This window comes from Streptomyces sp. L2, assembly GCF_004124325.1.
In the GTDB taxonomy this organism is placed as follows: Bacteria; Actinomycetota; Actinomycetes; order Streptomycetales; family Streptomycetaceae; genus Streptomyces.
This window is the reverse complement of the sequence record NZ_QBDT01000001.1, coordinates 5,103,287-5,117,208: the sequence shown is the minus strand read 5'-3', so window position 1 is coordinate 5,117,208 and position 13,922 is coordinate 5,103,287. Positions and strand designations below refer to the sequence as shown.

The following is a 13,922-nucleotide window of genomic DNA, read 5'->3' as shown; positions in this document are numbered from 1 at the left end:
ACGGACCTGCTCACGAGCCCTCCCCGATGACGCGGACGCGGTGGTCGAAGGAGAACACCAGGGACGGCGCGTCCAGGTCGATGCGGTCGGTGGCCTCGCCGCGTTTGCCGGTGAGCGGGTCGGCCGCGTGCAGGATCACCTGGTCGACCAGTTCCACGCCGGGCACCCGTTGCAGCACCGCGAAGATCTCGCCGGACTGCACGGGCCGTCCGAACGGCCAGCCCCTGCCGTCCGCGCCGCCGGTCAGCGGGTCGATGTGGCGGTAGAGCGCGTCGTGGGCCTCGCGGCGTACCCGGTCGGTGTCGACGCCCTTGAAGGCGTGCACCGTGGCGACCACCGTGACGCCCTGGTAGAAGGGCGGTCCGACCGCCAGCCGGGTGCCGATCAGCCGCCGTTCGTCGAGATGGCGGGTGATGCGCTCCAACAGGCTGTCCCCGGGGACGAGTTGCTCGAATCTGAGCCGTCCACCGGGGTCCGGTACCGCCTGCGGCACCACCAGCACCCGCACCGCGTAGGCGCCGTGCTCGCTCTCCTCGCCCTCCAGGCAGGTGATGCGGGCGGTCTCGGGGGCGGCCCGGCGGGCCAGCTCCTCGTAGTCCCGCAGGGTGACGGCCCGTTCCTGGGCGCGCAGGGTGATGGGCGCGCGGACCTTGGCCTCCTCGACGGTCTCGCCGTCGACGCCGCCGCGCGCGGCCTCGCGGTTGGTGACCTCGGCGATGTACGGGATGGAGGTGCGCAGGATCTGCACGGCGCCGCGGGCGACGTTGCCGGCGCGGCCGCCGCCGGTGCGGTAGCGGCGGGCGCGGAGGACCGCGCCCTTGGGTGCGACGGCACCGAACTGCCGCAGTGTGCCGTCGGGTTCGCGGACGGCGGGGCCGAAGGCGATCTCCCCGGTGGTGGCGTCCAGGGTGATGTGCCGGTCCCCGGGTCCGGAGGCGGCGAAGTGCGGGACGACCTGCCAGTCGGTCCAGCCCTCCTCGTACTCGGCGCTCTGCAGCAGCAGCGGCGGGTGGTCGCCGACGACGGGCGCGTGCTGGAGGCGGAGCCGCTGCCCGGGCAGGCCGGTGGACTCGCCGAGTGCTTCGTCGTGGACGGTCTCGGCGTGGACGGCGGGGGTGGTGCCGCCCATCGTGTAGCCCTCGGCGGAGCGGACGGTCGGGGAGGTCGTGTAGAACGGCTGGGCGGGGTGCGGTTCGGTGACGCGGCAGCGCAGCCAGCCCGCCTCCTGGCCGCCGTTGCGGGACAGGACGTGGCCGCCGGGCACGTGCAGGACGACCTCGCCCGGCCGGTTGAGGCCGCCGGTGCCGTCGCGGTCCACCTCGCAGGGCTGCCAGCCGTCCGCGGTCCACGCCTCCCACTCCAGCGGCGGCTGGCGCGGGTCGACGCCGACGCCGTCTACGCGGGAGTCGAGTTCGAGGACGACCGCGCAGTGCGGGACGGCCGCGCTGAGGCCGATGAGCATGCAGTCGCCGGGGTGCGGCGACTCGGCGAACACCATGAGGTCCTTGGCCTCGGCGAGGTCCGCCGTCAGGTCGGTGACGGCCTGGCCGCTCGCCTGCGTCAGCAGGAACCGCACCTCGCACGGTACGACGGCCAGTTCCCGCTCGGTGGCGAAGACGACCGCGTCCTCGCTCTCGGTGCGCAGCGTGGCGACTTCCGCCCCGAGGGGCACGTGTACGACGTCCTCCTGAGGCGCCGACAGCCAGAACGTGACGTCGGTACGGGCGGCGGCCGGCGGGAAGAGGGTGATGCCGACGAGGTCGAGGAACGCGAGGTGGTTCTTCTCCGGCACCCGGTTGAGCCGGTAGACGATCTGGTCGGCCATGTGCGCGACCGTCTCGACGAGGGTGACACCGGGGTCGGAGACGTTGTGGTCGGTCCACTCCGGGGCGCGCTGCTGGATGTAGCGCTTGGCGTCGTCGACGAACTGCTGGAAGCGGCGGTCGTCGAGGTTCGGGGAGGGCAGGGGCATCAGCGGTCGCTTTCGGGGGAGTCGCTGCCGGGGCCGTCGCCGAAGGGGCCGCCGGCGCCGTCCTCCTCGTGGGAGGGGATGACGTAGAACGGGAAGACGAGGCTGCGCGGGTTGTTGGTGCCGCGGATCTCGTAGCGGACGTCGATGTAGAGGACGCTGCGGTCGGTGCCCGCGGTGACCGCGACGTCGGTGACCTCGATGCGCGGCTCCCAGCGGTCGAGGGTGGTGGCCACCTCGTGCTGGATGCGGCCCGCGGTCTGCTCGTTGACCGGGGCGAACACCAGGTCGTGGATGGCGCAGCCGAACTCGGGCCGCATGGGCCGCTCCCCCGGCGCGGTCGACAGCACGAGCCGGATCGACTCCTCGATCTCCCGCTCGCCGCTGACCAGGGCGATGCCGCCGGTCGGCCCGATGCGCAGCGGGAACGACCACCCGGAGCCGACGAACTGTTCGGACATCAGAACCACACCCGCCTTCGGGGGACACGAACCCTGCACTCACGGCGGCGGGGGCCACCGTCCACCGCCCGGACGCCGCCGCCCCTCACGGCACCACCCCCACGATCGGGAACGTGGTGACGACGAACAGCTCGCTGGCGATCGCCGTCGACATCGCCTTGATCGTCGTGTTGGCGACCGAGTTGATCTGCACCGTGCCCTCACCGCTGAGGGACAGCAGACCGACGGCGTTCACGTTGAGGGCGCCGCCCGCGACCAGCCCGATCTCGCCGCCGGCCTTCACGTTGACCATGCCGCCGCCCTCGATGCTGACCGCGCCGCCGCTCTTGATGTTCACGCTGCGCCCGCCGGTCAGGGACAGGTCGGCGCCCGCGGTGACGCTCACCGAGCGGCTGCCCTTGATGCTCACCGAGCCCTTGCTGTCGATGGTGATCTCGGTGTTGGTGCGGTCCATGTTGATGGTCAGCTGCCGGTCACCGGTGACCAGCCGGACTCCCTGCTTGCGCAGGGCGGTCTTCTGGCTGAGCAGGTCCATGCGGTTGCCGTCGCGGTCGGAGACGGTGTGCCGGGCCGCCTTCTTGCGCACGGCGTCGATCAGCGGCACGTCCCCGACGGTGGTCGGCCTGTCCTTGCCGTTGTAGAGCCCGCCGATCACGAACGGGTGGTCGAGGGCGCCCCGGTCGAACGCGACGAGCACCTCGTCGTTGACGTCCATCGGGAACACCCCGCCGCCGCCCAGGCCGCCCATCTGCACCGTGCGCGTCCAGTCGCTGACGTACGTGTCGTCCAGCCAGGGGAACTTGAGCCGGACCCGGCCCTGCTTGAGCGGGTCGTTCACGTCGGTGACGAGAGCGTTGGCGACGCCCGGCAGCTTGGCCCCGGTGCCGGTGCCGCCCCCGCCGGAGGTCAGCCCGAACAGGGAGCGCCACTGCCGGCCGCTGACGGTCACCCACGACTCGTAGTGCTTGCCGTCGTCGAAGACGTGCCGTACGGAGGTGGCCGTGTACTTGCCCTCGAAGGGCTTGCCGGTGCGCGTGAGCGTCACGGGGACGCCCGGCCGCAGCTTCGGGTTGCCCCGGGCGATCACCTCCACCTCGGCGAAGGAGGCGGTGACGTCGTCGGCGAGGGCGTCGGAGGCGTACCTCACCTCGGCCGACTTGTCGTACGGGACGGAGGTCTCGACGAGTGTGCCCGGCTTGAACTTGGCCGCCGCCTTGGCCGGCGAGCTGCCGATGGCGAACTCCGTGTTGGCGGTGGCGGGCGAGACGGAGCTGAGCGCCTTCTTCTGGGTGACGTCCCAGCCGCGCGCCTCGACCTTCCCGATCTGGTCGGACGCGGTCACCGCCGCCCTCAGCCGCAGGATGTCGTGCCCGGCCTGGAGGACGAACGGGCTCTTGTCGCCCTCCGTGCTCGTCGCGGGTGCCCCCGAGGCCGGCTTCGCCCGCACGAACTGGAACATGCCGTCCGCGTCGACGGACATGACCATCTCGTTCTCGTCGGCGAGCCGCGCGAGGAAGTCCCAGTCGGTGACGTTGGACTGGCTGATGAACTCGTACACCGTCTTCGTCGCCTCGACCCTGCCGACCGGCACGCCGTCCTTGGCGGCGAGCTTGCGGGCGATGTCGGACGCGGACTGGTTCCGGTACGCGGCGACCCGGCGCTGGCGCATGAGCCGGTGCCCGAAGTCGTAGCCCCGGATGACGGTGTACGTGCCGGTGCCGTCGTAGTCGGCCTCGAACCCGGTGATCTCGCCGGTCAGCAGGGTGTCGCCGACGCCCTTGCCGTCGGCGACGGTCGAGATGGTGACGCGGCTGCCGAAGTCGGCGTTCAGCTGGTGCGTCATGATCCGGAACGGGTCGCGGAAGCTGAGCTGGAAGGCGGCCGGCACCCCGGCGCCCTGGTCGACCCGGCCCTCGACGAGCGCGCGGGCCGCCGTGTCGGGCAGCTTCCTGCCGTCGATCTCGACCCTGAGTACGGCGGACGTCGCTGGACGCACCATCAGCCTCGCACCTCCGATGCGGCGGGCAGGATGAGCTGCGTGCCCGGGAACACGTGGGCCGGGTTGTCGATGCCGTTGGCCTCGGCGATCGTCCGCCAGGCGTTCGCGTCGCCGTACTCCCGCCAGGCCAGCGACTGCAGCGAGTCCCCGGCGACGACCCGGTGCACGCGCTGCCCCGTGAGCGCCCCGGACGTCGGGTTCTGCCCGGCCGTCCTGCTGGGGATCTCGGTCAGCTGGAGCTGGACGGCGGCCCGGATGGGCATGCCGCTCGTGCCGAACAGGGAGTAGGTGCTGGACAGCGAGGACACGTACGCCGTGAAGCGCGCGGTGGAGAAGGACCCCCACTGGAAGACCACCCACGGCGGCGAGGGCTTGTTCGCCGCGATGGACGTCGAGGTCACCTCCAGGCACAGCAGCAGCGATTCGACCATCTTCATGACGTCGTTGCTGTCGGGGTCGTCGGAGCGGTCCAGGAAGATCTCCAGGCTCATCTCCGTGGGCTCCACGCCCATGAACTCCGGTGTGGGCCCCTTGCGTTCGGCCTTGACCGGGGTGACGCCCCACTGGGCGCGGCGGCTCAGCTGCAACTGTGCGGGGTTGTACTCGAACTTGAACGTCTTCATGAGCGCGCCGGGCGTGGTGCTGCCCTCGCCCAGGGGCGGTTCGTGGATCGCGAGCGTGGCCCGGACGAGGCTGCTGCCGATGTGGGGAATGCTGACCATGGTCGGAGATCTCCTTCCGGTTCCGTCCGTTTCAGTCCGTTTCAGTCCGTGAAACCGTGGTGGGTGATCTCCAGGACCTCCGTGGCCACGGCCGGGCTGGCGGGATCGAAGGAGGGGCCCTGCCAGCTGACCGGGAGCACGTCGAGCAGACCCCAGGTGGCCACCTCGGACCCGTCGGCCCGCAGCGCCCGGATCTGCCCGGTGGGCCGCGAGATCCCGGTCTGGATGGAGGAGATCCACGCGGCGACCTTCGCGGTCTCCGGTGTGATCGGCCGGGTGAGCCGGATGTTGGAGAAGGTCACCCGGGTCGGCAGCTGCCACACGAAGCCGTTGTTGCCGCCCTCCTGCCGCTGCTCGACCTCGACCTGGGAGGACAGCCCCTCGCACCCGTTGAAGTAGCCGAGGTCCTCACCGTCGATGGACAGGGAGAACCAGATGGTGGAGCCCGGGTCCATTCTGGACATCGAGAGGGCCTTTCTTGAGGGGCTGTTCGGTATGGCTGTGGTGGTACGGCTGGGGTGGTACGGCGGTGGCGATACGGCGGCGGTGGCTGCCGCCGGCCGGTGTGCTGCTCAGTGCCTCGGGTCGCGGAGCCGGCCGATCCGCTCGCGGTCCATGCGGAGTTCGGTGCGGATCAGCCGTGTGACCCTGGGAATGATCAGTCGCACCAACTGGTCGAGCTGATGCTCGGTGAGGGCGCGGGGGGCGAACCCGTTGCCGGGATTCTCCGAGTACGCCGGCAGCCCGCCGGCGCCTCCCGGGCCCGCGGCGTACGGCGGCGGGGCGTCACCGGACGCCGTGTACGGGGGCGGTGCGTCGCCACCGGAGCCGGCCGAGGTACTCCTGCGGGTACGGCGCATCCGGCCCAGCGTGGAGGAGACGGTCGAGGCGGCGGAGGCGGCGAGGGTGCCGATGGCTCCGGAGGAGGACAGGGCGCGCTGCACCGGGGCCCGGTCCGGGGGCGACGGGGGGCTGCTCGGGAGGACGGGCGGGCGGCTCAGCACCGGGGGTGGACCGCTCGGGCCGGTCGGCGCCCCGGACCCGCCGCCGGGGGCCGCGGGCAGCGGCAACGGCGGCTGCACGGTGGGCGCGGCCAGCGGGGCGACGGGCAGGGGGGCACCGGGGGCGGGGCGGCGCAGTGGGGCGGCGGCCGTGCCGGTCGCGGCGGGGGTGCGCTGGACCGTGGGGGTGGGGCCGGAGGGGGCCGATACGAAGGGGGGAGGCCAGGGCGCGGGAGCCGTCGGGGCGGAGGGCTGGGACCGTGCGGGGGGTGCGGGGCGCGCGGCGGTCGGGGCGGGGGCGGCGATCGGGACGCGAGCCGGTCGGGCGGCGCCGCGCCGGACGGTGGGTGCGGAGAGGCGGGTGGCGTTCACGGGCGCGGCGGAGAGGGGGGCGCCGATGGCAGAGGTCCGCCGGGCGGCCGCGACCGGGGCCGCGGCCTGCTGGCGCTGAACGGGAGGAGGGGCGGCCGACATCGAGGAGGGCTGAGGGGGCGGCGCGGGCGTAGAGGTGACCGGCGGCGCTGCCTGCTTGCGCTGAACGGGAGGAGGGGCAGCCGAGATCGGGGATGGCTGAGGAGGCGGCGCGGGCGTGCCGGTTGGCGGCGAGGCCGGCGGGGCTACGGCCACGGGCGCCGGGCCCGCGCCGGAGCGTACGGAAGTCGGGGCGCCGAGGCCGAGCCGCGGTGGGTTGCCATTGGCGGTGCGCTGGACCTGGGGCAGGGCGGAGGGCGGCGCGGCCGGGCGCGGGGTGCCCGTGGGGGCCGGTGGCGAGGCGAAACCGGGGGCCGGCCGCTGATCCGGGGACGGGGTCGAGGGAGAAGACGACGCGGGAGTCGACGGCTGCGCCGAGGCGGCGGACGCGGGCGTGGCCACGCGCGCGGAGCCGATGGGCGTACGCGGCGCACCGGCGTCCCCCGCCGACGAGGGACGGGTTCCTGCGGAACGCACAGCCGCGCCCTGAACCGGCGGCGGCGTGGAAGCGCCTTCAGCCCCCGTCGGGGACGCGGGAATGGGTGCGCTGCGGGGCCCTGGAGCGGGGGGCGTCGATGCGGGCGGGGCCGCGGCTCCCCGGGGCTCCGCGGTGGCGGGGGCGTCGGCGGTCCGCGCGGCCGGGGCCGGCGCGCTCGCTTCGGCGGCCTTCGGGCGCGCACCGGACGGCGCGGACCGCTGGACAGCGACGACGGGCGGCTGCCCGGCGTGCCGAGGTGTCTGCGGGGCCTGCGGGGCTGGCTGGGTCTGCGGCGCCTGCGGGGCCGGCTGGGTCTGCGGGACTCGCGGCCCGTGAGGAGCGACGGGACCGGCTGGGCTCGCGATGGCCGAGCCGGAGGCTTCGGCGGGCTGCACGGGAGTGAACGGCGTACGGCTCGCTTCCTCGGCCCGACCGGGCAGCGCCGAGGACGCCGACGACGGTGCGGTGACACCGCCGGGAGTGGACGGCGCCGGCGCCCCGGGGCCGCCCCGGCCCGCATGGGATGCCGTCCTGCCGGCTACCGCCGAGCGCTGGACCGGAGCCTGCGCTCCCTGAGAGGCACCGGAGGAAGAACCACTGGCGGAAGCGGCGGACCCGCCGCGAGCGGACGAACTCCGCGCACCAGAGGGCCCCGTGCCCGCGGCTCCGGGCCCGGAGGAACCCGTACCCGAGGAACCCGCGCCGCCCGAGGAGCCCGTGCCCGAGGAGCCCGCCCGCGAGGAGCCCGTGCCCGAGGAGCCCACGGCAGAGGAGCCCACGGCAGAAGTGCCCCTGGGTGAAGTGCCCGCAGCGGAAGAGCTGATGGCGGGGGTCCCCGCCGCCGAAGAACCCGCAGCCGAGGAACCCAAGGCGGGGGAACCCGAGGCGGGGGAACCCACGACCGGCGGCCCCAAGGCGGAACCCGCCGCCGCCGAAGAACCCGCAGCCAAAGACCCCCCAGCCGAAGAACCCACACCGGGGGAACCCACGACCGGCGGCCCCAAGGCGGAACCCGCCGCCGCCGAAGAACCCGCAGCCAAAGACCCCCCAGCCGAAGAACCCACACCGGGGGAACCCACGACCGGCGGCCCCAAGGCGGAACCCGCCGCCGCCGAAGAACCCGCAGCCAAAGACCCCCCAGCCGAAGAACCCACACCGGGAGAACCCACGACCGGCGACCCCAAGACGGAACCCCCCGCCGCCGAAGAACCCACAGCCGAAGAACCCCGGGCCGAGGAGCCCGCGGCCGAAGGCGCCGCGGCCGAAGGCGCCGCGGCCGAAGGCGCCGCGGCCGAAGGCGCCGCGGCCGAAGGCGCCGCGGCCGAAGGCGCCGCGGCCGAAGGCCTGGTGGTCGGCAGGCCGTCCGGCACGTTTGCCGCCTCCGCGCGTCCCGGGGTGTGCGTCGCAGGCGCCTGGACCGGAGGCGGCGGGAGGGGGGACGCGGGCGGGCGCGGCGAAGGCGTGGGCGGCTGGGCCGCCCCTCGTCGCACCGGTTGACCGAGGCCCGTCGGACGGTTGCTCGGTGTCGCCGGTGCGGCCGGACCTCCGGCCCCCGCAGGGGAGCCGGCTCCGCCGGAACCACCGTCCGGGCCGTCACCGCCCGGAGTCGGTGCGGGCGTGGTCTCCCGCCGGGCCGCCGTCGGCAACGCGCGCCGCTGTACGGCCGTAGGGGCCAGCCGCGCCTGCGTCAGGGACGGTCGACGCGCCGGAACCGAGGACGCGGGCACCGGGGTCGCGCGGACACCGCCCACCGGACGCGGGGCGTTCACGGGACGCGCCGCCGGCTCGACGGGCTCGACCGGGACCAGCGGAGCCGGCGAGGGGGCGGCCGTAGCCGCCGGAGCCGGTTCCGCCACGGGAATGCGGCGCAACGGCACAGCGCGCCTGCGCTGTGCCGGCGGGAGCCCGGCGTCCGCACCCGGAGCCTGCCCGGGCGCCCTCAAGGGCAGTGCTTCGGTGGCCCCTTCGAGCCCCGGCCGCGCAGCCCCCGGCGTCGAGAGGGAGCTCGCGAGCATCGCGCTCGTCGTGCCGTCGAGGACCGCGTGCGACCGCGTGTTCATGAAGGACGGGTTCTGCCAGGTGGGCAGGGAGCCGCCGAAGCGCGCGTCGGCGACGCCCGCTTCCGCGCGGGACCCCGTGCGCGGGGCGAGGGCACGCTGAAGGGGCGGCAGCCCGGTCCACCCGGCCGCCGCCGCACGCGTCGGTGCCGCCGAGCCCTCGGACGACGTAGCCGTACCGTCCCCGGTAGCGGCGGCACCCGGCTCCGGTGCTGCCGACGCCCCCGCCGGGGAACGACCCCGCCACCGATCCAACAACCCCACAGCTCAGTCCCCCGCTTCGCCGCGCGTCACCAGGGACGCGATCTCCTGCGCGTACCGGCGGCGGTCGTGGTGTTCCAGGTCCAGGATCTGGTCCAGGCCCCAGTGGAAGTGGTAGGCGACGTACGCGATCTCCTCGTGCAGTCGGTCGGTCGCGTACGTCACGATTCCCCCAGGCGGCTCCCGCCGAGTTCCACCTCGAAGGACTCCGAGCAGTGCGGGCACTGCACGGCGGCGCGGGTGTGGCCCTCCGCGTTGATCTGGCGGTAGAAGTCCTGGAGGAACGCCAGGTCGGAGGCGAACATGTTCTCCACCGTCCCGTCGTGCACCAGGGGCAGCGTGCCGAGCCGGGTGATGACCCGGCCGAGCAGCACCACCGACAGGAAGGCCGGGTTCTCCTGCACCCGGACGTCCCGCAGCGGGATCAGCTCGTCCCGCGCGGTCGCCAGACGCATCACGCCGTCCCGGTGGACGGCGCCCGACTCGTCGACGTATCCGCGCGGCAGCTGGAAGGGGAACTCCGTGCGCAGCACATGCTGTTGCTGGGGCGGTGGCTGCGGGGCCGGCGCCGGTGCCACGGCCTGGACCGCCCCGGAACCGCTCGCCGTCTCCGCCCCGGCAGCCCCCGCCGCCGCGTCCGGCGCGGCCGGGTCCGCGCCGGGGTAGGTGACGGCGGCGCCCCCGGCCCTGGCGGGCGAACGCCGCATTATTCGATGACCAGTTCTTCGAAGGTGATGGTCACGGTCTCGGTGAGCGCGGACGCCTCACCCGCCTTCACGGCACTCGCGTCGATCTTGCTGCACCACGCGTTGCGCAGGTGGTAGCGCTTGGTGGGGCTGTTGACGAAGTCCATGAAGATGATCGTGGCGTTCTTGCGGGCCGTGCCCATCTGCCCCTGGATCGACTCGTTGATCCACTGGGTGAACGAGGCCGACTGGGTCATGCCGCGTACGACCGTGCAGGTGCCGTTCTTCTTCACGCCGGGCAGGTTCTTGACCGTGTTGAGGCCGGTGGTCCCGGCGTTCTGCTGGTAGGTGATGACGTCCTGCTCGATGGACAGGCCGCTGACCTCGGCGAGGTACTCGACCATGACCCCGTCGATCTGCAGGGCGAAATTGTGTGAGGTGAGGCTGTCACCCGGCTGGAGACTCATGTGTTCGCTGTCCTTCTGGAGCGGTCCGAGGGCGTGGTGGTGGTGACCTGCGAGGGGCGGGGGCCGGGCGGGCTACTCCTCCAGCTCCCCGCTGCCGCTGGAGAACTGGGCCAGCCGGAAGATCACGAACTCGGCGGGCTTGACCGGCGCGATGCCGATCTCGCAGATGACCCGGCCGAGGTCCACCGACTCCGGGGTGTTGGTCTCCTCGTCGCACTTGACGTAGTAGGCGTCCTCGGCGCGCTGGCCGAACAGGGCGCCCTCGCGCCACTCGTTGACCAGGAACGCCGAGATGTTGCGCCGGATCCGCGCCCACAGGTTGTGGTCGTTCGGCTCGAACACCACCCACTGGGTGCCGATCAGGATCGACTCCTCCAGGTAGTTGAAGTACCGGCGGATGTTCAGGTAGCGCCAGGCCGGGTCCGAGGAGAGGGTGCGCGCCCCCCACACCCGGATGCCACGGCCGGGGAAGGAGCGGATGCAGTTGACGCCGATCGGGTTGAGCAGGTCCTGTTCGCCGCGGGTGACCTGGTACTCCAGGTCGACCGCGCCGCGTACGACCTCGTTGGCGGGCGCCTTGTGCACGCCGCGCTCGGAGTCGCTGCGGGCCCAGATGCCGGCGATGTGGCCGCTGGGCGGGATGATGCGGGCGGCGCCGGTGGACGGGTCGAAGGACTTGATCCACGGGTAGTACAGGGCCGCGTACTTGGAGTCGTAGCCGGCGGTCTCCTGGCGCCAGACCCGGATCTGGCGGGCGTTCAGGCCCGGTGGCGGGTCGATCACCGCGACGCGGTCGCCCATCAGCTCGCAGTGCGCGATCAGGCCCAGCTGGACGGCCTTGACGGCCTCCAGGTCGATCGCGCCGCGCTGGTAGGCGGCCATCAGGTCGGGGACGGCGACCATGGAGACCTCGTCGACGGCCTCCAGACCACCGAAGCCGGTACGGTCCGCCGAGTCACCGAGGTACTCGGCCGGACCGGGGTGCGCGTCGTCCTGGCCCTTGGCGGCGGGGACCGGCGCGGGGGCGGGCGCCGGCGCGGCCAGGGCCAGCGTCTGGTTGCCGGGGCGGGCCAGCTGGGCGGCGGGCGTGGCCTCGGTGACGGTGATGAGCTTGGACCGCTCCTTCACCTGGGTGACGACGTAGTTCCGGCCGCCCTTCTTGGCGGTCACGTCGAAACTCTCGACGGTCTGGTCGCCGTCCTTGACGTTCAGCTTGAAGCGTTCGGCCGGCCCGTCGCCGTCCGCGTCGGCGACCTCCACGCTCAGCCGGCCGCCGCTGGGGGCGGAGCCGGTCGCGGACACCGAGAAGGTGCCCAGCTGTGCCGGTTCGCCCGCGGACAGCGCGGCCCGGGATGCGGCGCCGACCGCCGGGGCGGACGTGCCGCCGGCGTTCGCCCGGTCCAGGGGGGCGCCCTCGGCGGAGCCGCCGACGCGGACCACGTAGGCGGCCGTACCGCCGTTGTTGAAGAAGCCGTAGACGGAGTGCGCCAGGTAGTACCCGTCGGTGAACTCACCGAAGTGGGCGACGTACTGGGTCCAGTTGGTCACCAGGGTCGGCTCGTTCAGCGGACCGCTCGGGGCAAGGCCCACGAAGGCCGCCACCGACGTCCCCACTCCCTCGATCGGGCGCGAGCCGCTGGCCACCTCCTCGACGTAGACGCCGGGTGACAGGTAGGACGGCATGCTCTGCTCTCCTCGTGGTACGAGCCAGGAACCACCCCAGCCTCACGCGCGCGGGGCGACCGGGAAACGGCCCCGGGGGCCAGGTACGGGGCAGGCCGGTTGCCCCCGCCGCTGCCCCTGAGGGCATCTCGGACGACGCTGCCCCGGAGGCCGCACGGGCAGGCCCGCGCGCGCCCCCGCCCGTGCACTTTCGCGCAGCAAGCCTGCCCCGGCGCTCCTGTCCCGGCCCTCTCCCGCCGCCTAACGTGCACGCGTGAGCCTGTGGACATCCCTCGAACCCGCCTCCGCCACCGTCGATCCGGGCAGCACCACCCGCGTGCGGCTGCGGCTGCGCAACACCGGTGACGTCGTCGACGAGTACCGCTTCGAACCGGTGGGCCCGGTCGCCCCCTGGACGACGGTCGAGCCACCGTCCCTGCGGCTCTATCCAGGCACCACGGGCACCGTCGAGCTGACCTTCGCGCCCCCGCGCACCCCGGACGCGACGGCCGGCCCCAACCCGTACGCCGTGCGGATCACGCCCACCGAGCACCCCGAGGCGACCACCGTCCCCGAGGGAAACCTCACCATCACGCCGTTCACCGAGGTGCGCGCCGAACTGGTGCCGCCCACCGTCAAGGGCCGCTTCCGGGGCCGCCCGAAGCTCGCCGTCGACAACCTGGGCAACACCAGGCTCACCGCCACCGTCAACGGGGCGGACAACAGTGACCAGTTGTCGTACGACGTCTCCCCGAGCAACGTACAGATCGAGCCCGGCCGGGCCGCGTTCGTCGACGCCACGCTCAAGCCGCGCCGGATCATCTGGTTCGGGACGAAGGAGCGCCACCCGTACAAGCTCTCCGTGCTCCGGTCGGGGTCCCAGCCCCTCGCGGCGGAGGGCACCTATCTGCAGCCCGGCTTCCTGCCCCGGTGGCTGGCGACCTTCTTCGGACTGCTGACGGCCCTCGCCGTCGCGTTCGCGATGTTCTGGTTCACCCACAAGCCGGGCGTGACCACCGCCGCCACCGAGGTCAACGCCGCCGAGGCCGGTGCGACGCTCCAGCCGACCCCGTCGCCCCCGCCCAGCCACAGCACGGCCCCCGATCCCGTGCAGACGCAACCGGAGCAGCAGCCCAGCACCGGGGCCGGACCGGGCGGCGGCGGGGCGCCGTCCACCCCGAAGCACAAGAAGCCCGCCCCCGTGGTGCCCGCGAGCAACGTCCTGCTCTACAACGCGACCACCAAGAAGTGCGTGGATATCCCGGGCTACGAGAAGGGCACGGTCAACGGTCCCGTCCGGGAGTACGTCTGCGACGGCTCCGGCAACGACAACCAGCTCTTCGACCTCGACGTGACGCTCAAGCACGGCGGCCCCGGCGGCGCGCCCCTGTTCCTGATCCGCAACGTCAAGGACGGACTCTGCCTGGACCTGGGCTACTACGGGGCGCAGCCCGTCGGATACAAGATCACCGAGTTCGACTGCGACGGCACCAAGCAGGACAACCAGCTGTACTGGGCCGACAAGCAGAAGAACGGCGAGTACTGGATCCGCAACTTCGCCAGCAACCAGCTCTGCATCGGTGTGGACGGCGATTCCAACGGGGGCGACGACACCGACCTGGTCCTCGACGGCTGCACCAACTACGAGGACCAGGGGTGGAAGATCGTGCACCCCGAACAGGGCTGAC

Annotated in this window: 12 protein-coding genes; 2 read left to right on the top strand and 10 right to left on the bottom strand. The window is 73.2% G+C overall.

Annotation, left to right across the window (positions count from 1 at the left end; translation table 11 throughout):
• Positions 1-10: 10 nt before the first annotated feature.
• From DBP14_RS22850 to DBP14_RS37330, 6 genes are all read right to left on the bottom strand, one after another.
• Complete coding sequence (locus DBP14_RS22850) at positions 11-1,972, bottom strand: putative baseplate assembly protein (protein ID WP_129309016.1); 1,962 nt, start codon at positions 1,970-1,972, stop codon at positions 11-13.
• A complete protein-coding gene (locus DBP14_RS22845) occupies positions 1,972-2,430 on the bottom strand; it encodes a GPW/gp25 family protein (protein WP_129309015.1) in 459 nt (152 codons plus the stop codon). Before DBP14_RS22845 ends, DBP14_RS22850 begins: the two co-directional genes overlap by 1 nt.
• Before the next feature lie 85 nt (positions 2,431-2,515).
• On the bottom strand, positions 2,516-4,429 hold the full coding sequence (locus DBP14_RS22840; RefSeq protein WP_129309014.1) for a VgrG-related protein: 1,914 nt from the start codon (positions 4,427-4,429) through the stop codon (positions 2,516-2,518).
• Positions 4,429-5,151 (bottom strand): LysM peptidoglycan-binding domain-containing protein, encoded by a 723-nt coding sequence (locus DBP14_RS22835; RefSeq protein ID WP_129309013.1) that lies wholly within the window; start codon positions 5,149-5,151, stop codon positions 4,429-4,431. The genes DBP14_RS22840 and DBP14_RS22835 overlap by 1 nt, the downstream gene beginning before the upstream one ends.
• A gap of 41 nt (positions 5,152-5,192) precedes the next feature.
• Positions 5,193-5,615, bottom strand: coding sequence for a phage tail protein (locus DBP14_RS22830; protein ID WP_129309012.1), 423 nt, complete (start codon positions 5,613-5,615; stop codon positions 5,193-5,195).
• A 108-nt stretch (positions 5,616-5,723) separates the two neighbouring features.
• The gene (locus tag DBP14_RS37330; RefSeq protein WP_129309011.1) at positions 5,724-6,524 is read right to left on the bottom strand and encodes a hypothetical protein; all 801 of its coding nucleotides are present in this window, start codon (positions 6,522-6,524) and stop codon (positions 5,724-5,726) included.
• A gap of 1,294 nt (positions 6,525-7,818) precedes the next feature.
• Here DBP14_RS37330 and DBP14_RS22815 point away from each other — a divergent pair.
• Positions 7,819-8,598: a hypothetical protein gene (locus DBP14_RS22815; protein ID WP_129309009.1), complete on the top strand. Its 780-nt coding sequence runs from the start codon at positions 7,819-7,821 to the stop codon at positions 8,596-8,598.
• Between the two features lie 827 nt (positions 8,599-9,425).
• On the opposite strand, the gene DBP14_RS36165 is transcribed toward DBP14_RS22815, so the two are convergent.
• The 4 genes from DBP14_RS36165 to DBP14_RS22800 form a co-directional block, all read right to left on the bottom strand.
• Entirely contained in the window at positions 9,426-9,584 is a 159-nt protein-coding gene (locus DBP14_RS36165; protein ID WP_164992388.1) for a DUF6760 family protein, read from the bottom strand.
• On the bottom strand, positions 9,581-10,126 hold the full coding sequence (locus DBP14_RS22810; protein WP_129309008.1) for a hypothetical protein: 546 nt from the start codon (positions 10,124-10,126) through the stop codon (positions 9,581-9,583). The genes DBP14_RS36165 and DBP14_RS22810 overlap by 4 nt, the downstream gene beginning before the upstream one ends.
• Positions 10,126-10,572 (bottom strand): phage tail protein, encoded by a 447-nt coding sequence (locus tag DBP14_RS22805; protein WP_129309007.1) that lies wholly within the window; start codon positions 10,570-10,572, stop codon positions 10,126-10,128. The genes DBP14_RS22810 and DBP14_RS22805 overlap by 1 nt, the downstream gene beginning before the upstream one ends.
• Before the next feature lie 72 nt (positions 10,573-10,644).
• Positions 10,645-12,255: a phage tail sheath subtilisin-like domain-containing protein gene (locus DBP14_RS22800; protein ID WP_129309006.1), complete on the bottom strand. Its 1,611-nt coding sequence runs from the start codon at positions 12,253-12,255 to the stop codon at positions 10,645-10,647.
• A 253-nt stretch (positions 12,256-12,508) separates the two neighbouring features.
• On the opposite strand from DBP14_RS22800, the gene DBP14_RS22795 reads away from it, so the two are divergent.
• On the top strand, positions 12,509-13,921 hold the full coding sequence (locus DBP14_RS22795) for an RICIN domain-containing protein (RefSeq protein ID WP_129309005.1): 1,413 nt from the start codon (positions 12,509-12,511) through the stop codon (positions 13,919-13,921).
• Position 13,922 lies beyond the last annotated feature (1 nt).